Origin of the sequence: Neobacillus terrisolis (genome assembly GCF_051233475.1) — a bacterium.
In the GTDB taxonomy this organism is placed as follows: Bacteria; Bacillota; Bacilli; order Bacillales; family Cytobacillaceae; genus Bacillus_BU.
This window is the reverse complement of the sequence record NZ_JBKFGH010000002.1, coordinates 60,456-85,735: the sequence shown is the minus strand read 5'-3', so window position 1 is coordinate 85,735 and position 25,280 is coordinate 60,456. Positions and strand designations below refer to the sequence as shown.

General features: G+C 38.7%; 27 protein-coding genes. 23 read left to right on the top strand and 4 right to left on the bottom strand.

Annotated features, from left to right (window positions below):
• Nucleotides 1–4 precede the first annotated feature (4 nt).
• The 5 genes from ACI48O_RS00815 to ACI48O_RS00795 all read left to right on the top strand — a co-directional run bounded on the left by ACI48O_RS00815 (nucleotide 5) and on the right by ACI48O_RS00795 (nucleotide 3,339).
• Nucleotides 5–454 (top strand): transcriptional regulator GutM, encoded by a 450-nt coding sequence (locus tag ACI48O_RS00815; RefSeq protein WP_435559797.1) that lies wholly within the window; start codon nucleotides 5–7, stop codon nucleotides 452–454.
• 21 nt (nucleotides 455–475) lie between these two features.
• Nucleotides 476–1,027: a PTS glucitol/sorbitol transporter subunit IIC gene (srlA, locus tag ACI48O_RS00810; RefSeq protein ID WP_435559796.1), complete on the top strand. Its 552-nt coding sequence runs from the start codon at nucleotides 476–478 to the stop codon at nucleotides 1,025–1,027.
• Between the two features lie 21 nt (nucleotides 1,028–1,048).
• Nucleotides 1,049–2,065 (top strand): PTS glucitol/sorbitol transporter subunit IIB, encoded by a 1,017-nt coding sequence (gene srlE / locus ACI48O_RS00805; protein ID WP_435559795.1) that lies wholly within the window; start codon nucleotides 1,049–1,051, stop codon nucleotides 2,063–2,065.
• A 104-nt stretch (nucleotides 2,066–2,169) separates the two neighbouring features.
• Nucleotides 2,170–2,547 (top strand): PTS glucitol/sorbitol transporter subunit IIA, encoded by a 378-nt coding sequence (locus tag ACI48O_RS00800; protein ID WP_435559794.1) that lies wholly within the window; start codon nucleotides 2,170–2,172, stop codon nucleotides 2,545–2,547.
• 111 nt (nucleotides 2,548–2,658) lie between these two features.
• Complete coding sequence (locus tag ACI48O_RS00795) at nucleotides 2,659–3,339, top strand: transaldolase family protein (RefSeq protein WP_435559793.1); 681 nt, start codon at nucleotides 2,659–2,661, stop codon at nucleotides 3,337–3,339.
• 69 nt (nucleotides 3,340–3,408) lie between these two features.
• On the opposite strand, the gene ACI48O_RS00790 is transcribed toward ACI48O_RS00795, so the two are convergent.
• On the bottom strand, nucleotides 3,409–3,600 hold the full coding sequence (locus ACI48O_RS00790; protein ID WP_435559792.1) for a YbxH family protein: 192 nt from the start codon (nucleotides 3,598–3,600) through the stop codon (nucleotides 3,409–3,411).
• 207 nt (nucleotides 3,601–3,807) lie between these two features.
• On the opposite strand from ACI48O_RS00790, the gene ACI48O_RS00785 reads away from it, so the two are divergent.
• On the top strand, nucleotides 3,808–5,139 hold the full coding sequence (locus ACI48O_RS00785) for a hypothetical protein (protein WP_435559791.1): 1,332 nt from the start codon (nucleotides 3,808–3,810) through the stop codon (nucleotides 5,137–5,139).
• An 88-nt stretch (nucleotides 5,140–5,227) separates the two neighbouring features.
• Here ACI48O_RS00785 and ACI48O_RS00780 read toward each other — a convergent pair whose 3' ends face one another.
• The gene (locus ACI48O_RS00780; RefSeq protein WP_435559790.1) at nucleotides 5,228–6,268 is read right to left on the bottom strand and encodes a CdaR family transcriptional regulator; all 1,041 of its coding nucleotides are present in this window, start codon (nucleotides 6,266–6,268) and stop codon (nucleotides 5,228–5,230) included.
• Nucleotides 6,269–6,834: 566 nt separating this feature from the next.
• Here ACI48O_RS00780 and dapA point away from each other — a divergent pair.
• The 10 genes from dapA (at nucleotide 6,835) to ACI48O_RS00730 (ending at nucleotide 17,494) form a co-directional block, all read left to right on the top strand.
• On the top strand, nucleotides 6,835–7,731 hold the full coding sequence (gene dapA / locus ACI48O_RS00775; protein ID WP_435559789.1) for a 4-hydroxy-tetrahydrodipicolinate synthase: 897 nt from the start codon (nucleotides 6,835–6,837) through the stop codon (nucleotides 7,729–7,731).
• A 30-nt stretch (nucleotides 7,732–7,761) separates the two neighbouring features.
• On the top strand, nucleotides 7,762–9,087 hold the full coding sequence (locus ACI48O_RS00770; RefSeq protein WP_435559788.1) for a gluconate:H+ symporter: 1,326 nt from the start codon (nucleotides 7,762–7,764) through the stop codon (nucleotides 9,085–9,087).
• 150 nt (nucleotides 9,088–9,237) lie between these two features.
• The gene (garR, locus tag ACI48O_RS00765; protein ID WP_435559787.1) at nucleotides 9,238–10,125 is read left to right on the top strand and encodes a 2-hydroxy-3-oxopropionate reductase; all 888 of its coding nucleotides are present in this window, start codon (nucleotides 9,238–9,240) and stop codon (nucleotides 10,123–10,125) included.
• 99 nt (nucleotides 10,126–10,224) lie between these two features.
• Nucleotides 10,225–11,577, top strand: coding sequence for a glucarate dehydratase (gene gudD, locus ACI48O_RS00760; RefSeq protein WP_435559786.1), 1,353 nt, complete (start codon nucleotides 10,225–10,227; stop codon nucleotides 11,575–11,577).
• A 357-nt stretch (nucleotides 11,578–11,934) separates the two neighbouring features.
• Nucleotides 11,935–13,065: a glycerate kinase family protein gene (locus tag ACI48O_RS00755; RefSeq protein WP_435559785.1), complete on the top strand. Its 1,131-nt coding sequence runs from the start codon at nucleotides 11,935–11,937 to the stop codon at nucleotides 13,063–13,065.
• A 105-nt stretch (nucleotides 13,066–13,170) separates the two neighbouring features.
• Entirely contained in the window at nucleotides 13,171–13,872 is a 702-nt protein-coding gene (locus ACI48O_RS00750) for a FadR/GntR family transcriptional regulator (protein ID WP_435559784.1), read from the top strand.
• A 279-nt stretch (nucleotides 13,873–14,151) separates the two neighbouring features.
• On the top strand, nucleotides 14,152–14,913 hold the full coding sequence (locus tag ACI48O_RS00745) for an SDR family NAD(P)-dependent oxidoreductase (RefSeq protein ID WP_435559783.1): 762 nt from the start codon (nucleotides 14,152–14,154) through the stop codon (nucleotides 14,911–14,913).
• A gap of 202 nt (nucleotides 14,914–15,115) precedes the next feature.
• Nucleotides 15,116–15,907, top strand: a complete 792-nt coding sequence (locus ACI48O_RS00740) for an amino acid ABC transporter substrate-binding protein (protein WP_435559782.1) — start codon at nucleotides 15,116–15,118, stop codon at nucleotides 15,905–15,907.
• A gap of 165 nt (nucleotides 15,908–16,072) precedes the next feature.
• On the top strand, nucleotides 16,073–16,732 hold the full coding sequence (locus ACI48O_RS00735; protein ID WP_435559781.1) for an amino acid ABC transporter permease: 660 nt from the start codon (nucleotides 16,073–16,075) through the stop codon (nucleotides 16,730–16,732).
• A gap of 15 nt (nucleotides 16,733–16,747) precedes the next feature.
• A complete protein-coding gene (locus tag ACI48O_RS00730; protein ID WP_435559780.1) occupies nucleotides 16,748–17,494 on the top strand; it encodes an amino acid ABC transporter ATP-binding protein in 747 nt (248 codons plus the stop codon).
• A 74-nt stretch (nucleotides 17,495–17,568) separates the two neighbouring features.
• Here the strand turns inward: ACI48O_RS00730 and ACI48O_RS00725 are convergent, their stop codons facing one another.
• Nucleotides 17,569–17,856, bottom strand: coding sequence for a YxcD family protein (locus ACI48O_RS00725; protein WP_435559779.1), 288 nt, complete (start codon nucleotides 17,854–17,856; stop codon nucleotides 17,569–17,571).
• Nucleotides 17,844–18,287 (bottom strand): hypothetical protein, encoded by a 444-nt coding sequence (locus tag ACI48O_RS00720; protein ID WP_435559778.1) that lies wholly within the window; start codon nucleotides 18,285–18,287, stop codon nucleotides 17,844–17,846. The genes ACI48O_RS00725 and ACI48O_RS00720 overlap by 13 nt, the downstream gene beginning before the upstream one ends.
• A gap of 228 nt (nucleotides 18,288–18,515) precedes the next feature.
• Here ACI48O_RS00720 and ACI48O_RS00715 point away from each other — a divergent pair, with 228 nt between their 5' ends.
• From ACI48O_RS00715 to ACI48O_RS00685, 7 genes are all read left to right on the top strand, one after another.
• Nucleotides 18,516–18,746, top strand: a complete 231-nt coding sequence (locus tag ACI48O_RS00715; RefSeq protein ID WP_435559777.1) for a hypothetical protein — start codon at nucleotides 18,516–18,518, stop codon at nucleotides 18,744–18,746.
• Between the two features lie 129 nt (nucleotides 18,747–18,875).
• Nucleotides 18,876–19,571: a response regulator transcription factor gene (locus ACI48O_RS00710; protein ID WP_435559776.1), complete on the top strand. Its 696-nt coding sequence runs from the start codon at nucleotides 18,876–18,878 to the stop codon at nucleotides 19,569–19,571.
• Nucleotides 19,571–20,929 carry a sensor histidine kinase gene (locus ACI48O_RS00705; protein WP_435559775.1) on the top strand — a complete coding sequence of 453 codons (1,359 nt, stop codon included), beginning with the start codon at nucleotides 19,571–19,573 and terminating at the stop codon, nucleotides 20,927–20,929. The genes ACI48O_RS00710 and ACI48O_RS00705 overlap by 1 nt, the downstream gene beginning before the upstream one ends.
• Nucleotides 20,930–20,982: 53 nt before the next feature.
• Nucleotides 20,983–21,537 (top strand): PepSY domain-containing protein, encoded by a 555-nt coding sequence (locus ACI48O_RS00700; RefSeq protein WP_435559774.1) that lies wholly within the window; start codon nucleotides 20,983–20,985, stop codon nucleotides 21,535–21,537.
• Between the two features lie 111 nt (nucleotides 21,538–21,648).
• Nucleotides 21,649–22,059 (top strand): PepSY domain-containing protein, encoded by a 411-nt coding sequence (locus ACI48O_RS00695; RefSeq protein ID WP_435559773.1) that lies wholly within the window; start codon nucleotides 21,649–21,651, stop codon nucleotides 22,057–22,059.
• A gap of 210 nt (nucleotides 22,060–22,269) precedes the next feature.
• Entirely contained in the window at nucleotides 22,270–23,823 is a 1,554-nt protein-coding gene (locus ACI48O_RS00690) for an NAD(P)H-hydrate dehydratase (RefSeq protein WP_435559772.1), read from the top strand.
• A gap of 130 nt (nucleotides 23,824–23,953) precedes the next feature.
• Entirely contained in the window at nucleotides 23,954–25,243 is a 1,290-nt protein-coding gene (locus ACI48O_RS00685; RefSeq protein ID WP_435559771.1) for an Ig-like domain-containing protein, read from the top strand.
• The last annotated feature ends 37 nt before the right edge of the window (nucleotides 25,244–25,280 follow it).

Below are 25,280 nucleotides of genomic sequence, written 5' to 3'. Positions count from 1 at the left end.
AATCATGCAAATTTATATCATCATGGCCTTTATGGCAGGTGCTTTCTTAATTCAGATGGCTTTGGGCTATCTTCAACTGAAGCATTTTACGAAAGCGTATGCAGAAATGCGAAGAGTTGGAAAAGTAGCAATCGGGAAAAAACCAGGAAAAATTCGCTCTGGCACCATTGTCTTATTTGCAATTTCTAATAACGGGAATATTTTGAAGGCTAAAAAAATGCAAGGGGTTACAGTCATGGCCACGTTTAAGGATTTACCGGGATTTGAGGGGAAAAACCTGAGAAACCTGAAAGATCAAGACATGGCTCATTGTAATAAATTATTAAAATCGGCCATTCAGGATGCCGTAAGTAACTACAAGATCATCATGAGCGGTGGAACCATCCCGGAAAAGAGTAGCCTCTTTAGACGAATGATGGTAAAAGCTGAACATGTGGCTACTTTAAAAAAATAATAAATTAAGAGGTGAGCGTTAATGGATTTTATCATTGTTGTTGCCGAAGGTTTTATGAACCTATTTAAAACTGGCGCAGATGTTTTTATTTCATGGATGAAAGGGATCGTTCCAATTGTCCTGCTCTTGTTAGTGGCGATGAATACCTTGATTCAATTAATTGGAGAACAAAGAATTAACCGGTTGGCGATGGCCTCATCGAAAAACCCAATCTTGCGATATATGGTATTACCATTTGTTGGATCGTTTATGCTTGGAAATCCGATGGCACTTTCTTTAGGACGATTTTTACCAGAAAAGTACAAGCCTAGCTACTATGCATCTGGTGCTTATTTCTGTCACACAAGCAATGGATTATTCCCTCATATTAACCCAGGTGAATTGTTCATTTTCCTTGGTATCGCTGCTGGTATTGAACAGCTTGGACTTAGCACAGCTGAATTAGCAGTCCGCTACATGTTAGTCGGTTTAGTAATGAACTTCTTTGCAGGATGGATTACAGACTATACAACGAAAATGGTTGAAAAGCAGCAAGGTATCAAATTAAAAGAAGAAGTGACATTCCATCACTAGAATTTAGAGGAGGGCTAAAAGATGGCACAATATCGTTCGATTAGAATTGTAAAAGGCAGCGGTGGTTTCGGAGGTCCGCTTGTTGTAACTCCAACTGAACAAAAAAATAAAATCGTTTACATTACTGGTGGCGGTGCAAAACCAGCTATCGTTGATAAAATTGCTGAGTTAACAGGTGCTGAGCCTGTGAATGGCTTTCAAACATCTGTTCCAGATGAAACAATAGCATTAGCTATCATTGATTGTGGTGGTACTTTACGTTGTGGAATTTATCCTCAAAAGCGGATCCCAACAATCAATATTATGCCGACAGGTAAAACTGGCCCATTAGCAAAGTTTATTACCGAGGATATTTATGTATCAGCAGTTGATGTTGATCAAATCCAGCTAGCCGAAGCTGGCGCTGAAGCCCATGTTGCTGCAGCAGCAGAAAAAATTCAAACGCCACAAAAAGAATTCAAATATAGTACGGATAAAAAGATTTCTCAAACGTTGGCAGATAAGAAGAATAAAAGTATTATAACAAAATTCGGCCTTGGTGCAGGTAAAGTCATTAATACCTTCTATCAAGCAGCACGTGAAGCCGTTCAAACGATGATAAACACAATCATCCCGTTCATGGCCTTTGTATCCTTGTTAATTGGGATTATTCAAGGATCTGGTATCGGTGATGTGTTTGCAAAGGCGATGTCGCCTCTTGCAGGGAATATATGGGGCTTGCTATTAATTGGATTTATATGTTCCTTACCGTTCCTGTCACCTTTACTTGGACCAGGTGCAGTTATTGCACAGGTTATTGGTACCTTGATTGGGGTAGAAATTGGTAAGGGGAATGTTCCGCCACAATTAGCTCTTCCTGCATTGTTCGCCATTAATACTCAAAATGCTTGCGACTTTATCCCAGTTGGATTAGGTCTAGCAGATGCTGAAGCAGAAACTGTAGAGGTTGGGGTACCATCTGTTCTTTACTCCCGATTCTTGATTGGGGTTCCAAGGGTATTTGTCGCCTGGTTAGCAAGTTTTGGACTATATAGTTAATAAATTTGGTATAGGGGTCTTGCCAATATCTTATGATAGTGAAAGTAACAGAAATTAGCTAAAAGTTTAATGCATAGGAGGATGGACAGCATAGCGGTGTGTTTATGCTAAAAAATATGAAAACAATTTATGAAAATCAAGTCAAAAGTATTGGTGCATTAGCAAACTCCTTTTTGGAAGAAAAAATGTTCATTTTATTTGGTAATGAGGCACCGCAAGATTTAAAAGACTTTTGCTATAACATTGATGTTGTCGAAGCAAATGGAGAAATTCAAGCAGGACAGAAGCTTTATATCAACAATGAAGAGTTTAAAATTACATCTGTTGGAAATCTTGTAAACCGGAATCTAATAACTTTAGGACACATTACTTTACGTTTTGACGGTTCAGCAACTCCGGAATTACCTGGTACAATGTATCTAGAGAGCAAAGACATTCCTGAAATTGAGCTAGGGACCACCCTAAGGATTGTTAGCGAGTAGGGAAGTCTGGGGTAATCTCTATACCAGACAAGGATTCTGTGCAAGTAACGTTTTAAAGGCTTAATCTTAACCGATTAAGCCTCTATTTGATGAAGGAGGAAGAGTAGGTTTATGAGATTGTATATTGATTCAGCCGATGTGAAAAAAATAGAATATCTGAATACATATTACCCGATTGCTGGGGTGACAACTAATCCGTCCATCATTGTGAAAGAAAACCGACCATATTTAGAACTACTTAAGGATATAAGAGCAGCCATTGGAGATGAAAAAGAGCTTTTCGTTCAAGTAATTGGTGACACGGCAGAAGAGATGGTCGAGGAATCGAAATATATTCGAAATCAGTTAACAGGGAATATTGTAATGAAGATTCCTGTGACTGAAGAAGGAATCAGAGCTATTAAGTTGTTGACAGCAGACAACATTCCTACGCTGGCAACGACTATTTATACTTCCTTTCAAGCACTCGTTGCTGCAATGGCAGGCGCAAAATTTGTGGCTCCTTATGTAAATCGGATGGATAACTTAACGATAGATGGTGTTAAAGTAGTTTCGGAGATCGCCGCGTTATACAAAAACTACGGAATAGAAACCGAAATTTTGGCGGCAAGCTTTAAAAATGTTCAGCAAGTATACGATGTGTGTCTTGCTGGGGCACAAACTGTAACGGTTGGTCCTGATTTGATTGAAAAGTTTATTGCCTTCCCTGCAACCGAGAACGATGTTCAAGTATTTAAAACGGAGTGGCAGAAGGTATATGGACTTGATAAGAATAGTTTAGTTGGGTCTTAAGTTAAGGATAAATACATTCATCGGCCTGATCCTGGCATTTTTGTGCATGGGATCAGGCTTTCTTAGAAATTAAATTCCTCGGTTATTGCAGTACTCATCCACGATTTTTTCAATTTGATCAAGCTCAGGATATTTTCCAGAGAAAGAGAACTTCACTTCTTCAACAAATTCCCCTTTGTTATATACGTGAATCGCCCCATTTTGTTCAATTACACTATATTCCGGTTCAAATCTGAATCCATTTCGTTCGATCGCCCCCATAGAAACAACAACCCCTTAGCTAAAATGAACATCTGCTATTTATTATTTACTAAAAATCATCAAACAAACTTTAAACATTAATGGGTTGTTTTTTTGTAAAAGATTGGTAGGATTCGAACAAAAACATTGTCATATAAATCTATTTGTCTTACAATTATACAAATAAGGAGTTTACAAACAATCTTTCAGTTATTGGAGGGATTAGTTGTGAGAAGCTATCTCATCTTAGGGATGTGCACATTATTTTTACTTCAATACTTCACGCAGGGTCATTGGCTTCAATATATAGTGGTCATTATGTCGCTTATTGCTTTTTTTGGCAGTGCCGTAAAAGCAGATCGATTTCCACGCTGGCTCGGCATCGTGATGATGACTGCCGGTTTATTAATTGAATGGAACAAGGGAACAGGTGTGGATGGAATAAGTGAAGGTATTTTTTTAATACTGCCTTTACTTTGTTTGATAACATTTGCACCGCTTCTCTCCATTCCTTTAAAGCTGGGGGGATATTTCGAAGCGGTTTCGATTTTATTGCATGAGCTAATCCGCAAGCCCAAGCAGTTTTATGCAGGAATAACTGGAACTTTATTTTTATTAAGTCCCATCTTAAACTTAGGGTCGGTAAGGATTACGAATGAATTTTTAGCGGAACTTAAACTGCCCTCAGCAGTGTCTGCCAAAAGCTATTTAGTTGGATTTTCAACGGCGGTTATGTGGTCGCCTTATTTTGCCTCGGTTTCTTTAGTCCTGCATTACCTTGATGTACGGTACAAAGAATATATCATTTATGGAATGGGCTTATCGGTCCTTTCTTTATTAATAGGGAATTTGTTGTTTGCATTCTGGCATCGAAGCAATCCTATGAGAATAGACAGTCCTATTGAAGGAAGATTAGAAAAAATTCATCGAAACCAGCTTATTAAGCTGGCACTTATAGTTGTTTCGTTAATGGGTTCTTGCTTATTCATTGAAAGTGTAACGCATTGGTCCATGATGGTCATTGTTTCTTTAATATCATTATTGCTCCCATTATTTTTTGGGATTGCAACAATGGATTGGAAAAGGATCAAGCCCCTACTAACTGATTATCGGGATCGTACCGTACCAATGATGAACAATGAGATTATGCTGTTTATGAGTGCGGGGATGCTTGCATTTGCGGTGAAAGGAACAAGTGTTGCGAATGGAATCAGTTCATTGCTTACTGATCTGGCGCATCAGTCCTTTTTGTTATTTGCTCTGGGAGTAATGGTACTTGTCCTAAGTATTACCTATGTCGGGATTCACCAAATTGCAGCAGTTGGAGGATTAGCCATGCAATTGAATGCAGTTGATTTAGGAATAAGCAATATTGCATTAGCGATGTTATTACTGCTTTCTTGGTCAATCTCGACATGTTTAAGTCCATTTTCAGGTTTAAACCTCATGGTTAGCCGATTTGCAGGTATATCTGGAGTTCAAACAGGGCTTCGGGCAAATGGGGTCTTTTTAACCCTTTTTGCCTTTATTGGGATCGCGATCATTTCGCTAGTTGTATAATAGCTTCCTGTTGAATGAAAATTTTAAATAAGAAGATGTCCAAACGGTCACATGAATTATCTCATGTGACCATTTACATGTCCTTTGGCTATGAACTGGTTCTTAATTTATATTGAATATATCCGGTGAATAGCTGAAACAGATCAGTGAATTTCTTCGGGTTCTTGTTCGTTAATTGCTCAATTTTTTGAAGTCGATATGCCAAACTGTTACGGTGGATATGAAGTTCCTTAGCAATAACATTCATGTCTCCATTATTTTCAATAAAACTGATTAGTGTTTCTATCAACTCTACCCCTTTTGGATTGGTTTCAAGTTCCCGGAAACAAAGACTGATTTCCTCAAAGGCACTATCGCTACTGGTTAAAGAATCTATGAATTTAAACTCATCATAGTAACAATGGGTGCTAGATAAACCAAGCTTTTCTGCAATTTCAATCGCCCGTTTGGCTTCTTGTGTTGACTTGGCGATGTGGGTACAGCTTGTACCGATTCCAATAATAGTGTTATTTGAGGTGATGGCCGCCAATCGTTTTAAAATATCACTGTTTTCAGGGACAATATACAAAATGGTATTTTGGCTAAGTCGGAATGTGAATTCCTGCTCCTTTAAAAAGGTTTCCTTAAGTGAACTGCCCTTAACAATAATGGCTTTTCTGATTAGATTTACATCAATTCCAATCGCTTCTCCACTATTTTTAAAAGCTTTATCATATTCATCATTTCGAAAAACCCATTGATATAAAAACTCTTCTTTGATTTGTTCCTTAATCCTTCTTTCCTTAAATAAGAACTCTTGGGTGATTAATAGTTCAGCTGTAACTCGAACAAGCTCAGCAAATGGTGAGACTGTATTTGGATCCCCGCTAATACCAATTACGCCAATAATTTTATTTTTAAAACGAATCGGAATATTGACCCCAGGCTTTGCTCCGCCTTCAGAGTTAAAAACGGAAACGATTGTTCCGCATTCAATCGCCGCAATGGCACCTTGATGGTATGTGCCGATTCTGTCCGAATCACCACTGCCGATTATCAGGCCGATATCGTCCATTATATTTACATTGTAAGGAATAACCTTCATTACTTTATTAGCAATCTCTTGAGCTAGCACTTTGTTCATTTTCATAAGAATCCTCCTGTACTTAGAGAAAATTGGTTATTTGCCCAAAAAATTTTTTGATTTATTATTAATTTGAATGATGATTTATTTGTAAGACAATTATACAATAAAGATGTAAACGGTTACTAGAAAAATTAAAAACGGTGACAGAGTTCAAAATTTAGATGATTAACCGTAAAAATAAAGTCACTTGACTTACGTTTTTACTTCCTAGATCATCAGGGACCTAAACATTCTTTTGTTCAAATGACTAACAAAATGCCGATAAACTTTATTTGGATGAACGAAGATTTTTTCGTAAGAACCGTTTACGATAGTTGTGTGAAGAAAATTACTTGTAAATTTGTCTTACAATTAAATGAACCTTCGCATTTCTCTTATTTGTAATAACTTTCGCATATATAGTGAAGAAATAAAGATTATTATGAGATTACTATCGTGAAAACAGTGAAAATCAAGTAATAGTCTTTTATTGACAAAAAATATGTGAAGTTGTTCACAAATAGTGTTTTCTTAAGAAAGCCTAAAAATAGTGTCTCTGAAGTAATAGGAAGATCAAGGAGGAGTCAACAATGTTTAAACCAACAGGGGTCATCCCCGCATTAGTAACACCGTTAGATAAGAATGGGAATTTAATGGAAGATGCACTAAGACGAGTAATTGATTACACCATTGCAGGAGGAGTACATGGGCTGTTTATTTTAGGAAGCAGCGGAGAAATTTATGGATTAACAAATGAACAAAAAAGACGTGTTGTTGAAATTACAGTAGAACATACTGCTGGAAGAGTACCTGTGTATTGCGGAGCCAGCGAAATCACTACACGTGATTGTATCCAAACTGCGAAGATGGTAGAAGAAGTAGGTGGAGTATCAGCACTTTCAGTGTTAACGCCGTATTTCATGACTCCGACGCAATCAGAATTAATTGATCATTTTACAGCGATTGCAAAATCAACAGATCTTCCAATTATCCTTTACGGGAATGAAGGTCGAACACAGGTAAAAATTGATGTAAATACTTGTGCAGAATTAAGCAAGGTCGATAATATCATCGGGATTAAAGACAGCAGTGGAGATATGACGAAGCTTGCCGAATATCTTCGCGTAACAGATCGGGATTCATTTTCTGTTCTTGCTGGAAGAGATACGCTAATTTATGCAGGACTTTGTCATGGTGGTACCGGGGCGATTGCGAGTACGGCAAACATCGCACCAAAATTAGTAGCAGATATCTACAATACATTCGTAGCCGGTGATTATAAAAAATCATTAGAATTGCAATTCAAATTGGCTCCTCTACGACTTGCAGTTGATAAAGCGACTTTCCCAGTTGTATTAAAAGAAGGCTTAAGAATGGTTGGGGTTGACGTTGGCTATTCATTTGCACCTGCAGCAGAAATGAGTCCTGAAAGCCGAAAACAATTAGAAAATGTACTTAAAGATTTAGAGCTATATCAAACAAACTAACTTACTCACATTTAGAAGGAAGTGTATAACATGCCATTATTGTATGTTGCATTAGCAGTTGTCCTTTTATTAATCTTAATGATCCCTCTAAAAATGAACGGGTTCATAGCGCTAATCTTGACTTCTATATTTGTTGGTTTCCTTGTAGGTATGCCAATGGAACAAATTTGGGAAGTCATTGGTGATGGTCTTGGAGGCCAGTTGTCGGGTACTGCCCTTATCGTAGGGATCGGAGCTATGCTTGGAACAGTTCTCGCTGATGCGGGTGCTGCACAACGTATTGCTACTAGCTTGGTGAACAAAATGGGAATAAAACGTGTTCAGCTTGCAATCTTGATTACTGCCTTTGTTCTTGGCGTTACCATGTTCTTTGAAGTAGCGTTTGTGTTATTAATTCCACTTGTATTCGTTCTTGTTCGTCAAACAAAATTAAATCTTTTATGGATTGCTTTACCAATGGCAATCGGGTTATCTACTACTCATAGTTTTCTCCCGCCACATCCGGGACCAGCAGCTGTTGTTGGCGTGTTCGAAGCCGATATGGGATTAACTCTTTTATACGGATTATTTATTGCTATACCTGTAGCTACATTCATTGCCTATACTTGGACAAGAGTTCCATTCTTCAAAAAAATTAATCCAACTATTCCAGAGGGACTTGTTTCGACCAAACAGTTTAAAGAAGAAGAATTGCCATCATTTGGAGTAAGTCTTTTCGTTGCTCTTATTCCAGTAGTACTTATTGCTATTGATGCTGTTAACACAATATTCTTACCAGAAGATAATGGTTTCAGACACATTATGAGTTTCATTGGTGCATCAGAAACGGCATTATTAATTGGCCTCTTAATCTCTATGTGGCTGCTAGGACCAAGAATTGGTCGCCCTTTAAAAGATGTAATGAAGTCTTGCTCCGATGCTGTTAAGCCGATGGCAATGATCCTTTTGGTTATTGGTGCAGGGGGCGCATTTAAGTCAATTCTAGTAGAAGGTGGAATTGCAGATTATATCAAATTGATTACAGATGACTGGGCTATGTCTCCAATCATTCTTGCTTGGCTTATTGCTGCTCTATTACGTATCGCTCTTGGTTCAGCAACGGTTGCTGTTATGACAGCTGCTGGTGTTGTACTGCCAATCGCTCAAGCGTCAGGAATTCCAATGGAGTTAATGGTACTAGCTGTTTCTTGTGGAAGTGTTGCGTTCTCTCACGTAACAGACCCAGGTTTCTGGATGTTTAAGGAATTCCTTAACTTAACGGTCACAGATGCAATAAAAGTTAGAACAACCTATACTACCGCGCTAGGCATCCTTGGTTTGATCGGTGTATTAATCCTAAATATGTTTATTGGATAATACCATCTTTTGAGTCAACCGGGCAGTAAATCATTATATGTCTCAGTCAGCTGGGAGTTTGCTGCCCGCCATGGTTTCAAAATTTCTAAATAAGATAGGCACATTCATACCTATCTTTTAATAAAAAAATTTGTAGGAGTGAAGTAAATTATGAAGAAAATTGGATTTATTGGTTTAGGAATTATGGGTAAGCCTATGAGTAAAAACTTAATTAAAGCTGGCTATCAGTTGATTGTTAGTGATTTCAATAAGGGTGCTGTTCAAGAACTAGAACAATTAGGGGCAGAAGTAGAAACAACTCCAAAGGCAATCGCTCAAAAAGCGGATATTGTCATTACCATGCTTCCAAACTCTCCAAACGTAAAAGCTGTTGCGCTGGGTGAAAACGGACTAATTGAAGGTGCACGTGACGGATTGATTTATGTTGACATGAGTTCCATTGCACCTGCTGCTTCGCAAGAAGTGTCTAAAGCATTAGCAGAAAAAGGCGTGGATATGTTAGATGCTCCTGTCAGCGGTGGAGAGCCAAAGGCTATTGATGGAACGATCTCTGTCATGGTTGGCGGTAAGAAGGAAGTATTTGAAGAAGTGAAAGATGTCTTAGCAGCAATGGCTGGATCTGTCGTTCATGTTGGTGAAATTGGTGCAGGTAACGTAACGAAGCTTGCTAACCAAATTATCGTAGCGCTGAACATTGCGGCAGTATCTGAAGCATTTGTTTTAGCTCAAAAAGCTGGCGTGAATCCAGAAGCTGTATACGAAGCAATCCGCGGCGGTTTAGCAGGAAGTACCGTTCTAGATGCAAAGGCGCCAATGATGTTGGATCGCAACTTCAACCCTGGTTTCCGAATCAATTTGCACATTAAGGATTTATTAAATGCAATCGAAACTAGCCATGAATTCGGTGCTCCAGCTCCGTTAACTGCAGCGGTTTTAGAAATGATGTACGCCTTGAAGGTTGATGGTCATGAACTTGAAGACCATAGCAGTCTTTTAAAATACTATGAAAAATTAGCTAACGTGGAAGTAAAACGTTAATATCATTAGCTGATGTGGGACTTTGGATTAAATGAAGGTCCAACCCATTCAATGTTATAAAATATGATAACTAAATCTATTTTACTAGGAGAATTCCCAATGAAAACAGTACAGAACTTAACTAATCTTACTCCTGTTGTTACTGAAATGGATGTTTATCCTGTTGCTGGTTATGATAGTATGCTGCTTAATCTTAGTGGGGCTCATGGAGCGTACTTTACCAGAAATATAATTATTCTAAAGGACAGTAACGGAAATGTCGGTGTTGGGGAAGTCCCAGGCGGTGAAGGGATTCGCAAAACACTAGAAGATGCTAAGCCGCTAGTTGTCGGAGCTTCTATTGGAAATTATAATAATATCCTAAATAATGTTCGAAAAACTTTTGCTGGTCGTGATTCTGGCGGCCGTGGTTTACAAACCTTTGATTTGAGAATTACCATTCATGCGGTAACAGCCATTGAGGCAGCTCTTTTGGATTTATTAGGAAAGCATTTGAATGTTCCTGTAGCCGCATTATTAGGTGAAGGACAGCAGCGTGACAAAGTAAAAACACTTGGCTATCTATTCTTTATTGGAGATCGTAATAAAACAGATCTACCTTATTACAGCAATCCTGAGGCAAGTGAAGAGTGGTACCGAATTCGCCATGAGGAAGCATTAACTCCTGAAGCTGTAGTAAAGTTAGCTGAAGCTTCTCACAAGCTGTACGGATTTAAGGATTTCAAATTAAAAGGTGGAGTTCTTGCAGGAAAAGAAGAAGCTAAAGCTGTTCGTGCATTAAAAGAGCGCTTCCCAGATGCAAGAATCACACTTGATCCAAATGGAGCTTGGTCGTTAGCTGAAGCAGTTGAAGTCGGTAACAGTTTGAAAGATGTTCTGGCATATGCTGAAGATCCATGTGGAGCAGAAAACGGTTATTCTGGACGTGAAATAATGGCAGAGTTCAGAAGACAGACTGGACTTCCAACTGCAACGAACATGATTGCAACGGATTGGCGTCAAATGGGACATACCTTTTCTCTACAATCAGTAGATATCCCACTAGCTGACCCACACTTCTGGACCATGCAAGGTTCAGTACGTGTTGCCCAAATGTGCAATGAATGGGGCCTAACATGGGGCTCACACTCGAACAATCATTTTGATATCTCCTTAGCAATGTTCACACATGTTGCTGCAGCAGCTCCTGGTGAAATTACGGCAATCGACACACACTGGATTTGGCAGGAAGGTCTTGAGCGCCTGACGAAGGAGCCATTTAAGATTGTTGACGGTGACATCACTGTTCCCGATAAGCCAGGCTTAGGAATTGAAATTGATATGGACCAAGTATTAAAAGCTCATGAGGTTTATAACAATATGGGATTAGGATCTCGTGATGATGCTGTTGGAATGCAGTTCTTAATTCCAGGCTGGAAGTTTGATAACAAACGTCCTTGTCTTGTCCGATAAAAAAACTTATGCTGGATGATTTTTATAAAAAATAGGGTGGCTGTCAAGGTCACCCTTACCTTTTAAGAAAACGATTTCATTGATATATTAATAGAAGGAATTTATGTGTTTTTGGCTCTGTTAAATTTAGCTGTTGATTTCCGCTCCAGGTGCTCGCTTTCCGCGGGGGAGTCCGGGAGCCTCCTCGGCGCATAGCGCCTGTGGGGTCTCCCGTGACACCTTCTCCCGCAGGAGTCTCGCACCTTCCGCTCCAATCAACAGAGTGTTCAAAATTAACATTGTTCTTTAACACAGCCTATTTTTAAAACGATTTATTAAGTGTTAGAAGATTTTAATCTATGTAAAGGACCGATTGTTATGAGGTTTGTCTTGGCGCCTGATTCATTTAAAGAAAGTATTTCGGCGAAAAATGCAGCTCTTGCTATGAAAAAAGGCATTCTAGCAGTATTTCCGAATGCTGAATGTGAAATCGTTCCAATGGCTGACGGTGGAGAAGGAACAGTTGAATCGTTAGTTAGCATGGAAAATGGTGAATTAATCAAAACGGAAGTAATAGGTCCATTAGGACAAAAAGTGAACGCTGAGTTTGGCTTATTAAAGAAGGAAAAAACTGCAATTATTGAAATGGCAAGTGCCAGCGGAATTGAATTGATCAATAAGGAACAAAGAAATCCGCTCGTTACCACCACCTATGGGACAGGGCAGCTAATTAAACAAGCTCTAGACAATGGAGTAACTAGAATTCTTATCGGCATTGGCGGTAGTGCAACCAATGACGGTGGAGTAGGAATGCTGCAAGCCCTTGGTGTTTCATTTAAGGACCAAAACGGTGCAGAGCTTTCATGGGGTGGGGGGGCTCTAAATCAATTACGCACAATTGATATAAGTGGATTAGATAAAAGAATCAAAGATGTCCAAATTGATGTTGCTTGTGACGTTACTAATCCTCTAATTGGAGCCAACGGTGCATCGGCCATATTTGGACCACAAAAGGGCGCTACTCCTGATATGGTAGTACAGCTCGACCAAAACCTGGCTCATTATGCTGAAATGATCAAAAAAGAACTAGCCATTGATATCGCGGATGCAGAGGGAGCTGGAGCTGCAGGTGGTCTTGGGGCAGGTTTGATGGCTTTCTTAAATGCCCGTTTAAGAAAAGGCGTCGAGCTTGTGATTGAGTATACTGGACTTGAGCAACGGATCATTGGAGCAGATTTTGTTTTTACTGGGGAAGGGAGTATTGACGGACAAACATTATTTGGTAAAACACCATTTGGTGTAGCTTCAATTGCCAAAAAACATTCAGTCCCGGTCATCGCCTTCGCCGGCCGGATTGGAAAAGGTGTCGAACCGTTGTATGAAAATGGATTTTCTTCCATAGTAGGTATACTTAAGGGAGTCACTTCATTAGATGAGGCACTTGCTTTAGGAGAAGAAAATCTAGCGTTTGCGACCGAAAATGTTTGCAGGATATTAAGGATAAAATAAGATGACAATTTAGTGAGCTGCCGTTACATTGGCAGCTTTTTGCAATTTTTTTGTTATAATATAATTAGTCTAACAAATAAATTGTAATAATTAAGGAGCGAGAAAATGGAGGAGTCTCCTAAAAGATTTTCAGTTGAATCAGTTAATCGAAATACATTATCAAAGCAAGTTTTGGAACGCATTGTCCAGCTTTTAACGAGTGGGCAATTGAAACCAGGAGATAAATTGCCAACCGAAATGGAGCTTTTAGAAGAACTTGATGTCAGCAGACCGGTGCTTCGTGAAGCACTTAGTTCCCTTGAGACGCTAGGAGTTATTACTCGCAAAACTCGAGAAGGGACGTTTTTTAACAATAAAATTGACAGCCATCCTTTTTCCGTTATGCTTGCTTTGGCCGCTGACAATATGCCGGCTATTTTAGAAGCTCGGATGGCATTAGAATTAGGGTTAATTACCATTGCAGCAAAAAAGATTGATGATGACCAGCTATCAAGATTAAAAAAGACGATTGATTTTATCGCAAACAGTGAGGACAACAATTACGGAGAAGCAGACCGGGAATTTCACCGAATAATTGCTTTAAGTGCAGATAATCCTATTGTTGAAGGAATGATCGATTCGTTATTGATAACACATCGAAAAATTGACAGCCAAATAAAATATCGTGAACGGGATTTAACCGTACAGCACCATTCAGCTATTTACGAGGCTTTAGTAAAGCGGGATCCTCTTGAAGCTTTTCAGCAAATGTATCGTCATTTAGATTATGTCCGAAAAAAGGTATTACAGCATTACAATTTTGAATAAATGGAATTGGTCCAACCTTATCAATACGATAGGGTTTTTTTAATAATTCTAAATTTTAAAGGCTGTGTTAAAGAGTAATGTTGATTTAGAACACTCTGTTGATTGGAACGGAAGGTGCGAGACTCCTGCGGGAGAAGGTGTTACGGGAGACCCCACAGGCGCTAAAGCGCCGAGGAGGCTCCCGAACTCCCCCGCGGAAAGGGAGCACCTAGAGAGGAAATCAACAGACAAATTTAACACAGCCAATTTGAAAATTCTTTTTACTTGTGGGGGGTTATTATGGATTTACAATTACAAGGTAAAAATGTGCTCATAACTGGCGGTTCCAAGGGGATTGGCAAGGCAATTGCTGAAGCATTTATTTCCGAAGGAGCAAACGTTTCAATTGTTGCTCGAGGAATTGAATTCTTGGAAAAGGCGAAAGAAGAATTAGGCGGGAATGTATCTATTTTTAAAGCTGATATTTTAAATGAGGGTGAGCGAGAAGAGCTGATTAAGGCTTTTATCAAAGAAAAGGGCACCATCGATATCTTAATTAATAATGCTGGTGGAAGCAACGGAGCTAATGCGATGAAAACCTCAATGGACTTATTTTATGAGGCAATGGAGCTGAATTATTTTTCAGCGGTACATTTAAGCAAAATGGCTGCTGAACATATGAAGGTATCCGGAAGCGGCTCGATCATCAATATTACGTCTGTTTTTGGAAGAGAGAGTGGCGGCAAGGTAACCTATAATAACGCCAAAGCCGCCCTTATCAGTTTTACAAAATCTTTCGCAGACGAGATGATCCCTTTTGGGATTCGCGTGAACAGCATAGCTCCGGGGAGTATTCTCCATGAATCAGGGAATTGGAAAAAACGACTTGATGCCGATCCTGTTGGAATTAGGGAGTTTGTTAAGAAGGAAATTCCGGCCGGGCGATTTGGCACTGTTGAGGAGATTGCAAATGTCACAGCGTTCCTGGCTTCAGAAAAAGCTTCTTGGATTGTCGGAGCCAGCATTAATGTCGATGGTGGACAATCACGAATGAATTTTTGACATTTACATACAAATTAAAGAGGTTGACTTAATTGGTCGAACTAATTAGCTTAAAAGGGTCGTTTTCTAAATCAGAAAATTGACCCTTTTTTTATTGATAAGGATATTGTATCTTACGATATTATAGTGTTATAATGTTGTAGTATGATAATATGGTAACGTACTAAAGCGAAATTATTGAGATAAGGGTGGTATTCACAAAATGAAACGTATAGCTACTAGTATTCTAATTCTAGCCGCAGTTTTTTCACTACTTGTTGGATGTTCCAGTTCTTCATCATCTTCATCGAAAGAAACGGATAAAGAAACTACACTTGTGGTCGGTATTGATGATAAATTTGCACCAATGGGATTCCGTGACGAGAAGAATGAAATTGTTGGTTTTGACATTGACTATGCAAAAGCAGCTGCCGAAAAAATGGGTGTAAAGGTAGAGTTTCAACCAATCGATTGGAAAACGAAAGAATCCGAGCTTAGCAGTGGACGAATTGATTTTATTTGGAACGGATACACTATTACTGATGAGCGTAAAGAAAAGGTTCTATTCACAAAGCCTTATTTGAAAAACGCACAGGTTGTAGTAACATTAAATGATTCTAAACTTACTAAATTAGCTGACCTTGAAGGTAAAGTGGTAGGACTTCAATCTTTATCATCTGCAGCAGATGCATTGAATGCTAATCCAATTAAAGATAAGATTAAAACAGTTACTGAGTTTTCTGATAATGTTCTTGCTCTTAATGATTTAAAGAGCGGTCGTTTAGATGCAGTAGTTATTGATGAAATTGTCATTAATTTCTATATGACAAAAGAAAAAGAAACCTTTAAAGTACTAGATGAATCACTTGCTCCTGAAGAATATGGGGTAGGGGTTAAAAAGGGAAATGAAGAATTACTAGACAAGCTTCAAAAGGCTCTTGATGAGTTAAATGAAGATGGCACAGCAGCAGAGATTTCAACTAAATGGTTTGGTGAAGATAAGGTATTAAAGTAATAATAGAATATACAGCAAAACAGGATTTCCTTTGGGAACCCTGTTTTGTTTGTTCATAAGTTCTTACTTTAAATATAGAAAAGTTGAAGCTCAAGGCGCCATCGGCTTATCGTCTAAAGCCGATATTTGTGCGTCTTAAGCTTTTCAATTTGGAGGAATTCTTTTATGTCTTTTGATTATATTGTGTCAATATTAGGCCCGATGCTCGAGGGGGCACAGATGACTGTCCTCTTGTTTTTAGTTTGTATTATCGTGTCGATTCCGCTTGGTTTTTTATTGACACTTTCCGTAAGAAGTAGTTTTAAGCCAATATCTTGGTTTGCTCAAAGCTATGTGTACGTAATGCGTGGAACACCGCTATTGCTTCAACTGTTGTTTATATGCTTTGGGCTTCCGATGCTTCCGGTAATCGGTGAGTATTTGGTGCTCGATCGCTTTGTTGCTGCATGTCTAGGTTTTATTTTGAACTATGCAGCCTATTTTGCTGAGATTTTCCGTGGTGGTCTTTTGGCCATTGATAAAGGCCAATATGAAGCAGCACAGGTCCTTGGCTTAAATAAATGGCAGACGACAACAAGAGTAGTTCTGCCGCAAATGTTCCGAATCGCCCTTCCTGCTGTGGCAAATGAGTCCGTAACACTTGTTAAAGATACCGCGCTACTTTATGCTGTTGCGGTACCTGAATTGTTACACTTTGCCCAGACTGCTGTGAACCGTGACTTTACGATCGTTCCATTCTTTGTCGCAGGTATTATTTATTTGATCATGACGCTCATATTGACATTTGTGTTTAAACGGATCGAACAGCGGTTTAAATTTGAATAGGCAGGAGTGTTGAAAGTGGCTATTATTGAAGTATCCAACCTTAAAAAATCGTTTGGCAATCTTGAAGTACTTAAAAATATTACGTTTGATGTAAATAAAAATGATGTCGTTGCTGTAATTGGCCCATCAGGTTCAGGTAAAAGCACGATGCTCCGCAGCTTAGTTCAACTCGAGGATATCAATGCAGGCAGTATTTCATTTTCCGGGGAATATCTAGTGAAAGATGGAATCTATTCAAAACCTCAAGAGATTAAGCGAATTACAGCTAAGATGGGTATGGTGTTTCAACATTTTAACCTTTTCCCCCACCTTACTGTAAAAGAGAATCTTGAACTTGCCCCTAAATTAGTAAAGAAGGAGTCATCAGCTGCGATTGAACAGCGAAGTGCAGAGATCCTTGAAAAGATTGGTCTGACAGAACGGGCAACTGCATACCCGGCAAATTTATCAGGCGGTCAAAAACAAAGGGTAGCAATTGCCCGTGCCCTTATGATGAACCCTGAAATTTTGTTGTTCGATGAGCCTACTTCTGCATTGGATCCAGAGCTGACCGGAGAAGTGCTGCAAGTTATGAAAAAACTAGCAGAAGAACATATGACGATGATTGTAGTAACGCATGAAATGGGCTTTGCTAAGGAAGTTGCTAATCGTGTTATTTTTATGGATAACGGGGAGATTGTAGAGTCTGGTGCTCCAACTGAACTGTTTGATCATCCTCAATTTGACCGCACGAAAGCGTTCCTGAACCGGAGTTATAAATAAACCTAGAAACAAAAAACTCATTCCAAATTGGGAATGAGTTTTTTAATGAAGAGCTTCAGATGAAGCGAAACCATTTATCTAACTTTTGCAATGATTCCTTCCTCGTCATCAAGTACTAGTTCGATTCCTGAAAAAGGGTCTCTGTTTAGAAATTCATCGAGCCAGAGCCGCAATGCTTCAATTAAGTTTGCCGCAATTAACACTTGCTTTCGTCCGCCAACAAATGCCTCTGCAGAAAATCCATAATCATCATCATACATAAGCTCGACTTCGACTTCCTCAGGTTTTACTTGCTTTTTTCGAGAAATATAAACGCAAACTGCATTAATAATATCTTGTTCAGATATGATTAATTTCTCCATGAATCAGAAACCTCTTTTTTCTTTTTTTCTTTGAATAAAGCGAAAACCTTTCGAATTACGGAAATTAAAACGACAATGGCTAATACATTAATAAAGAATCCAAGAATCGATCCTAATAGTCCCATGTTTGCAAATAATCCACCAAACAGTAACCCGGCAAGTCCACCTAGCATAAGACCTTTCATAAGACCGCTTGGTTTAAATGATTTATTTGTAGTCATAGATTTATTGGTAGTAGTAGATGAATCTGACTTTTTATTTTGAAACAAAGAATTATTATTGTTTGAAGTATTGTTGTTTGTGTTAAATGATTTTTTTCCTGATCTGTAGCCTTTTGCTTCCACAGACGTTGTATGATCCTGGAAAACAAAGCTGCCCACTGGCGAAAAGACAAGCGCTGCTGTTAATAGTGCTGCTAATATTTTTTTCAACTAAAATTCCCTCCGTGTATAAAAAATGTTCAATTTGTTAAGTGCAATGATAAAAATAAACGTTTTTATAACACTTTCCAAACTGATTTAATAGTAACTACGCTGTAAAACAAAAAAAGTTTCATTTTTTTCGAAAAAAAATATTTTAAAATCTTAGGGCCAAATGTTTCGTTTTGGATAACCTTGACTAGAAAGGAGAAACATAAGGATGAAAAGGAGGTCTGATCGATGAGTTCAAATATATTTAATGAAAATAGCGGAGAAGAAAAAGAAAAACTAGAAGCAACCTTAGAAAACTCGATTCAAATAGAAGAAGATTTAATGCGGACTTATCTCATTACCGCTGAGCGGATCCATGACGATGATGAATTAAAGGACCGCCTCGAAAACTTTGCGCAAGGAAATGCGAAACGGACAAAGCAGCTTATTGATGAACTGAATCAAATAAAAGAAAAATAAACGAAGGCTGTGCGAATTTAAGTATCGCACAGCTTTTTATTTTGCAGTAGAAGGTAACATTTATAGGCAGGGTGAATATAGAGATGATAAAATAACTGTAAATTCAGAAAATAATATAGCGAGGGAAAAATGGAGAAACCGAAAATTCTAATTATAGAGGATGAAGAAAAGATTGCTCGTGTTCTTGAGTTGGAGCTGACTTATGAGGGCTATGAAATTAGAAAATCCTTTGACGGTTTAGAAGGATTCAGGTTGTACCAGGAGCAATCATGGGATGTCATTTTATTAGATGTTATGCTGCCTGGTATCAGTGGAATTGAGCTGTTACGAAGAATACGTTCCAATGATTCGCGCACACCTGTAATCCTATTAACTGCCAAGGATTCTGTTGAGGATAAAGTGTCTGGACTTGATTTTGGGGCTAACGACTATGTAACGAAGCCTTTCCAGATAGAAGAATTATTGGCCCGCATTCGTGCTTGTTTAAGGGTAAAATACCCGAGCTCTGTTGTTGAAAGTAATCAAAATTGGCTGACCGTAGCAGATTTAAAATTAAGCGAAATAACTCATGAAGTGATCAGAAAAGAAAACAAGATTGATCTGACGCCGCGTGAGTTTGATTTGCTTGCCTTTTTAATGAAGCATCCCCGTCAGGTACTTAATCGGGAGCAGCTTCTTAATGGAGTTTGGGGATATGATTATTTTGGGGATACAAATATCGTTGATGTATATATTCGCTACTTACGTAATAAAATTGATAAGCCTTATCACACGTCGCTTATTCATACCGTTCGTGGTGTAGGCTATGTGATAAAGGACGCCTAATGAAACTAAAGGATCGAATCAATCTTTATACAACCGTAGTGTTTATTTTGCTCTTGATCGTAATTAATGGAGTGATCTATTTTACCTTTAGCAATATGATGTTGGGTCGTGAATTAGAGAGGGCTGCTGCAGAAGCGAAACAAGCCATCGAGGGGATAAATGGAGCAGCGGATCGCGTCCCCACTGCCGAATTGCTTCGGGCTTATGTTCCCATCAATGGAATGCTCCAGATTGTTAAAGCAGATGGCAGTCGAGGAACGGCTGTTACGGTTTCTGGTGAACAGGGGCTCCGCGAGCAATCGGTTACGTATTACTCGAAAGAAGTAAAGACCATCACCGTATACGATCAGATTCCGCATGCCTTTATTTCGATTCCAATTGTATGGACAAATGGTGAGGTGGCAAATATTCAAGTGACAGAAAATCTTAAGGCAACTGTAAATATGCTCCGAATACTGAGAATTGTCCTAATTGCTGCTACAGTTTTCGCCATTATCCCAGTAGTGATCTCCTCAAGATTGTTAAGTAATTTTATTTCCCAACCGATAACTTCGCTGATCAAGACGATGAGGGAAATAAGAGAAAGCGGACGATTTAAAACGATTTCTTTACAACAGGGATCTAAGGACGAACTCTATCAAATGGGAGATACGTTTAATAAAATGATCGAGTTGCTCGAGGTTAACTATGAGAAGCAGGGGCAATTTATCTCCAATGCTTCTCATGAAATGAAGACACCAATTACCATTATCGAGTCCTATGCTTCACTTTTAAAAAGGAGAGGCTTTGAGCGTCCTGAATTATATCAGGAATCCATTCATGCGATACATTCTGAAGCAATACGCATGAAGGACATGATTGAACAATTATTGTTGCTTGCCAAACAGGACGAACAGTGGAATGTGCAGATGAAGGATATTTCCTTAACTAATATAGTCAAAGAATTAGTTCAAACTTTTCAAAAGGCGTATCATCGAAAAGTGGAATTACAAATTGACGAGGAGGTTTCTGTGAAGACAGATCTGCAAAAGTTTAGACAGCTCTTATATATCCTGATAGATAATGCAAGAAAATATAGTGAGGATGTTATCAAAGTTCGAATTAGAAATACAGAACAAAAGGCATTAGTTGAAATATGTGATAACGGGATTGGCATCCCGGCGGCTGAATTAGATAAAATTTTTGATCGATTTTATCGAGTGGACAAAGCAAGAACGAGAAAAGAGGGGGGATTTGGCTTAGGGCTGTCCCTTGCCAAAGAAATTGCTGAAGCCATCAAGGCTGAAATTCAAATCGAGAGTGAGGAGGGAAATGGAACAAGAGCAACGATTGTTCTTCTTCTATCAAATCCTCACTGATTTCTCATTTTAATAAATTATAATCATTGCAAACATTTTTTGGAGTGAGTTGGATGAGGAAAATGGCGCTAGGTGTAGTGGTACTAGTGATTCTTGTATTAAGTGCATGGCAGCTTTTGAAAATTGGTAATTTTAGAGAACAGCTATCTGTAGCGGAAGCAAGCAGCAAAATTCAAGAACTGTATAAAGGAGAAATAATCCAAATTACTGAGCACCCAAAAATATACGAGATGACCTTTCAAAACGATAAGGGGATTTATGAAGTAGAAATCAATCGAAAAACAGGAGAAGTAGAAGGCTTAGCAAGGATAAATAAGCAAACAACAAGCAGTAATGAACAAGATAATCCAAATGGAGATTCAGGCCAATCTTCTCCAAAACCTAGGGGAGAGCAAGAATCTAATGAGCCGGGAAAAATTATTACTGAAGAGGAAGCAGTAACGATCGCTTTATCCAGTGTAAGTGGTGATGTAGATGACATTCATTTCGAAGAATCTGGTGATGGCGCCTACTATCTAGTAAAAATTGAAAAGGAAAATGGTGAAGAGGGAACGGTTCAGATTCATGCAATAACAGGTGAAGTAATGTCCATATCTTGGGATGATTAACCAAAGGAAAACGGTTTTCGTGCTATCTCAGCAAATTCTCATTTTTCTATCCGTGTTTCCTCATTTTTGTTGGCTATAGTGAAAGTAACGACAAATAAAGGAGGAACAAAAATGAAAATAAAGCTAATGTTAGGCGTTTTGGCAGGTTTGGTCTTGTTAGGTGGGGCAGTGGGTGTTGGTGCAATTTCGGATAAAGGCACAAATCAGAATGGGAACACTTCTAATGTTAATGTGGTGAAAGATGATTATTATGATGACGATTATATGAAACGTGATGGAGATGGAAGTGATGACAAGTTAAATCAAACCAAAAATCCGCAAGGTAAAATTTCCGAGGAAGAGGCAGTCGCGATTGCTACAAAGGAAACGAAAGGAAATGTAGTCAAGGTCGAGTTAGATGATCATTACTATGAAATTGAAATAAAGGATGGAAGTTACGAGGTTGAATACAAAATTGATTTATATACCGGGAAAATTTTAGACAAAGAAGTGGATCAAGACGATTCGAGCAATGCTGATTAACATTATTAAAGCATAGCGGAGCCTTCAAAGGCAGCTATGCTTTTTGTTTAGCAAAATGATGGGAATAATAGTGGATGAAATCTAAAATAAAAACTATGATGATTGTAAAAGACAAGTTTTAGCCCAAACATTCGTAGGGGATGTCTGTGGTTTTATAAGGAGCTTTAGAATCGATAGAAAAAGAGAATGTAGTTTTAGGGAGGGTTAAGTATGTACGTTGCCGGGCAAAAGGAAATGCAACAAATGGATCAATATACAATGGAGAAAATCGGTTTACCAGGCGTAGTTTTAATGGAAAATGCAGGTGCAAAAGTAGTGGAGGAAATTATTGCTAATTCTCCTGAAGACCATCCGCGCGTGGTTGTCCTTGCTGGAGCTGGAAATAATAGCGGCGATGGGTTTGTTATTTCACGTAGGTTAATTGATTTAGGTTTCGAACCGTTATTATGTTTGTTAGTAGAGCCCGGACGAATCAAAGGCGATGCTAAAGTTCATTTCGATGTTTACATAAACAGAGAGTTGCCCATTTTTTATCTCCATGAAAACACAGTAGAGGATTTGAAAAAGGAGCTAGATCGGTCAGATATTATTATCGATGCCATTTTAGGAACTGGGGTGAATGGCCCAGTAAGAGAGCCATTTCATCAAGTAATATCGTTAGTTAATGAATATGGGCAAAAGAAATTAGTCATTTCTGTCGATATTCCTTCAGGTGTCAGCAGTGATGATGGAAAGGTTGAAGGGGTTGCTATAAAAGCTGATAAGACAATTAGTTTTGTTTTTCCCAAAAAAGGTTTCTTTTTAAATGATGGTCCAAAGTACATTGGAGAGTGGAAAGCGGTTGATATTTCCGTTCCAGTTCAGATTGTTGAGGATATCGGGCTTCCTATGCCCAAATTGATTACGAACAAGCTGGTTAAAGCTTCCCTACCGGTTCGGCCTGAACATGGCCATAAGGGAACTTTTGGTCACGCACTAGTTATCGGTGGTTCTCGGTCATATGTGGGAGCACCCATTTTTACAGCTAAATCAGTCTTAAAATCCGGAGCAGGATTGGTAACATTAGCTGTTCCGGAAAGTATTTATCCGATGGTAGCCGCTCAGAATCCGGAAGCGTTATTTTTGCCATTACCAGATTGTGATGGTCATTTGGCAGAAAAGGCTGTTGAAAAGCTAATCCCTCAGCTTCACCAATTTGATTGTATAGCCATTGGCCCCGGAATGAGTAGATTTCCTGGTGGTGAACGGTGGATGAAACTATTCATGTCCTCTTTGACAAATCAACCGATTGTGGTTGATGCTGATGCTTTATTTTTGCTTCGTAACGAGCTGGAGTTGGTGCGTATGTATGCAGGGCCTGTAATCTTTACTCCTCACCCCGGCGAAATGGCAAGTTTGCTAAATAAAACAGTAAAAGAGGTGGAAGCGAATCGGATCGAAACTGCCATCACTTTTGCCCAAGATAACAATGTTTATTTATTATTAAAAGGGCATCGTACCATTATAGCCTCACCTGAAGGAGAGGTTTTTATCAATCCTCACGGGAATGATTCGCTCGGAAAAGGTGGAAGCGGAGATGTGCTGACTGGGCTGATTACATCGTTTCTTGCTCAAGGGACCACACCAATGAATGCACTTATTTCTGCGAGTTATTTACATGCAAGAGCGGGAGAAGAAAAGGCAAGCGTCTTATCACGTTATGGAGTCATGCCTTTCGATATTATTGAAGGGATACGAGATCAGTTAAGATTACTGGATTTATAATAGTTTTAACATTTTGAAAAAAACGTGCCACGCTTGATAAATTATGGTAAAATACAATCGAAGATTGCTAGTATCCTTTGCAGAATATTTATTTAACAATATTATTCTACTTTTTTATGGGGGGAGTATAGTGAGGAAAATTTATTTTAATAAAACTATACAATCCTTGGTGATTTTTGTAACCGCTATCATTTTTGTTTTTACTCCTTCTTTCACTAAATTAACATTAGAAGATAGGGAAATGATTCCGATTCTAACCTATCCAAAAGCCTATGCGGTAGCAGATGTGGGAATTTTGCAAATACAGAACTTGGATGCAGCTTATAACGAGAGTACAGGCGAACTTAGTTTAGATATATATGGGATTCCGTTGCTTAATTTAAGCCTTGTTACCACGCAACAGTTTGTATATAAGTTGCCGGAAGAATTGAAATTTATACTGGACAATCCCCGTTTTACAGAAGTCGCTAGAATCCAGTTAACAGAACCTTTATTTGTTTATAAGGAAATTCCTGGGAGCGAATTGGCGGTCAGTAGTAGTAACGGAACGGTAAAAGCGAGTTATGTTCAAGGTCTCAACCTATCACTTGTTTCACGAATTAGTGCAAAGCTATTCATTAATTTAGGCCAATTAGGCCTAACAGCCTTACCTCCAAGTCCTGATGGGAAATTAGATTTTTACGGAATAGCGGCAGATGCTTCATTAATTACAGTAGACATATTAGTAAGCAAAGGTGCTTACGATGAAATCGCAACCGGTGTATTAGATAACATTCCTCCAGATCCACCAATCATTAATCCAGTCACAGATGTTGATTCAACCGTATCCGGAACGGGTGAAACAGGTGCAACTGTTCATATAGTTACCCCAGATGGTACATATCATGGAATAGTGGATGAAGCAGGCAATTATACAGTCGCTATACCAATTCAAGGGGCAGGGACGATTATTACCGCTTCGCAAACGGATGTAGCAGGTAATACAAGTGAAACAGTATCAACAACTGTTATTGGAACGATTCTTGAATTTACTGTTCCGAGTGAAATTCGCTTTAAACAAACAACCATTGGCTTTCATGAAATAACGATTCCTAGAGAGATTCCAAATTGGTCCATAATCGTTCGGGATACTCGGGGACAAGGAGCTCATTGGAGAATAAAGGCAAAAGCAGCGAATCCTTTAACATCCACCGACGGACATTCACTTGACCCGACGGCACTTGTATTTGTAAATGCTGACCGGCTGAGCTATTTAAAAGATGAAACCCTCATTTACGAAGGAGTTACGGGTTTAGAAAGGGAAACTGTAGTTACTTGGAATGAAAATGAAGGGGTATTGATCAATATCATTCCTAGCGATGTTCATCCTGGTGTGGACTATTCCACCACAATAAATTGGACTTTAGAAAATGCTCCCTAGATTTTTGCCTAAATATTTAAGTTTATTATTTAAATAA

What these genes read in the sequence shown, in the direction of transcription:
- ACI48O_RS00705 (WP_435559775.1), top strand. Translation starts at nt 19,571, where the DNA reads ATGAAACTAAAGGATCGAATCAATCTTTATACAACCGTAGTGTTTATT.
- srlE (WP_435559795.1), top strand. Translation starts at nt 1,049, where the DNA reads ATGGCACAATATCGTTCGATTAGAATTGTAAAAGGCAGCGGTGGTTTC.
- ACI48O_RS00800 (WP_435559794.1), top strand. Translation starts at nt 2,170, where the DNA reads ATGCTAAAAAATATGAAAACAATTTATGAAAATCAAGTCAAAAGTATT.
- ACI48O_RS00780 (WP_435559790.1), bottom strand. Translation starts at nt 6,268, where the DNA reads ATGAAAATGAACAAAGTGCTAGCTCAAGAGATTGCTAATAAAGTAATG.
- srlA (WP_435559796.1), top strand. Translation starts at nt 476, where the DNA reads ATGGATTTTATCATTGTTGTTGCCGAAGGTTTTATGAACCTATTTAAA.
- garR (WP_435559787.1), top strand. Translation starts at nt 9,238, where the DNA reads ATGAAGAAAATTGGATTTATTGGTTTAGGAATTATGGGTAAGCCTATG.
- ACI48O_RS00795 (WP_435559793.1), top strand. Translation starts at nt 2,659, where the DNA reads ATGAGATTGTATATTGATTCAGCCGATGTGAAAAAAATAGAATATCTG.
- ACI48O_RS00745 (WP_435559783.1), top strand. Translation starts at nt 14,152, where the DNA reads ATGGATTTACAATTACAAGGTAAAAATGTGCTCATAACTGGCGGTTCC.
- ACI48O_RS00740 (WP_435559782.1), top strand. Translation starts at nt 15,116, where the DNA reads ATGAAACGTATAGCTACTAGTATTCTAATTCTAGCCGCAGTTTTTTCA.
- ACI48O_RS00725 (WP_435559779.1), bottom strand. Translation starts at nt 17,856, where the DNA reads ATGGAGAAATTAATCATATCTGAACAAGATATTATTAATGCAGTTTGC.
- ACI48O_RS00690 (WP_435559772.1), top strand. Translation starts at nt 22,270, where the DNA reads ATGTACGTTGCCGGGCAAAAGGAAATGCAACAAATGGATCAATATACA.
- ACI48O_RS00815 (WP_435559797.1), top strand. Translation starts at nt 5, where the DNA reads ATGCAAATTTATATCATCATGGCCTTTATGGCAGGTGCTTTCTTAATT.
- ACI48O_RS00710 (WP_435559776.1), top strand. Translation starts at nt 18,876, where the DNA reads ATGGAGAAACCGAAAATTCTAATTATAGAGGATGAAGAAAAGATTGCT.
- ACI48O_RS00755 (WP_435559785.1), top strand. Translation starts at nt 11,935, where the DNA reads ATGAGGTTTGTCTTGGCGCCTGATTCATTTAAAGAAAGTATTTCGGCG.
- dapA (WP_435559789.1), top strand. Translation starts at nt 6,835, where the DNA reads ATGTTTAAACCAACAGGGGTCATCCCCGCATTAGTAACACCGTTAGAT.
- ACI48O_RS00750 (WP_435559784.1), top strand. Translation starts at nt 13,171, where the DNA reads ATGGAGGAGTCTCCTAAAAGATTTTCAGTTGAATCAGTTAATCGAAAT.
- ACI48O_RS00735 (WP_435559781.1), top strand. Translation starts at nt 16,073, where the DNA reads ATGTCTTTTGATTATATTGTGTCAATATTAGGCCCGATGCTCGAGGGG.
- ACI48O_RS00790 (WP_435559792.1), bottom strand. Translation starts at nt 3,600, where the DNA reads ATGGGGGCGATCGAACGAAATGGATTCAGATTTGAACCGGAATATAGT.
- ACI48O_RS00695 (WP_435559773.1), top strand. Translation starts at nt 21,649, where the DNA reads ATGAAAATAAAGCTAATGTTAGGCGTTTTGGCAGGTTTGGTCTTGTTA.
- ACI48O_RS00770 (WP_435559788.1), top strand. Translation starts at nt 7,762, where the DNA reads ATGCCATTATTGTATGTTGCATTAGCAGTTGTCCTTTTATTAATCTTA.
- ACI48O_RS00715 (WP_435559777.1), top strand. Translation starts at nt 18,516, where the DNA reads ATGAGTTCAAATATATTTAATGAAAATAGCGGAGAAGAAAAAGAAAAA.
- ACI48O_RS00700 (WP_435559774.1), top strand. Translation starts at nt 20,983, where the DNA reads ATGAGGAAAATGGCGCTAGGTGTAGTGGTACTAGTGATTCTTGTATTA.
- gudD (WP_435559786.1), top strand. Translation starts at nt 10,225, where the DNA reads ATGAAAACAGTACAGAACTTAACTAATCTTACTCCTGTTGTTACTGAA.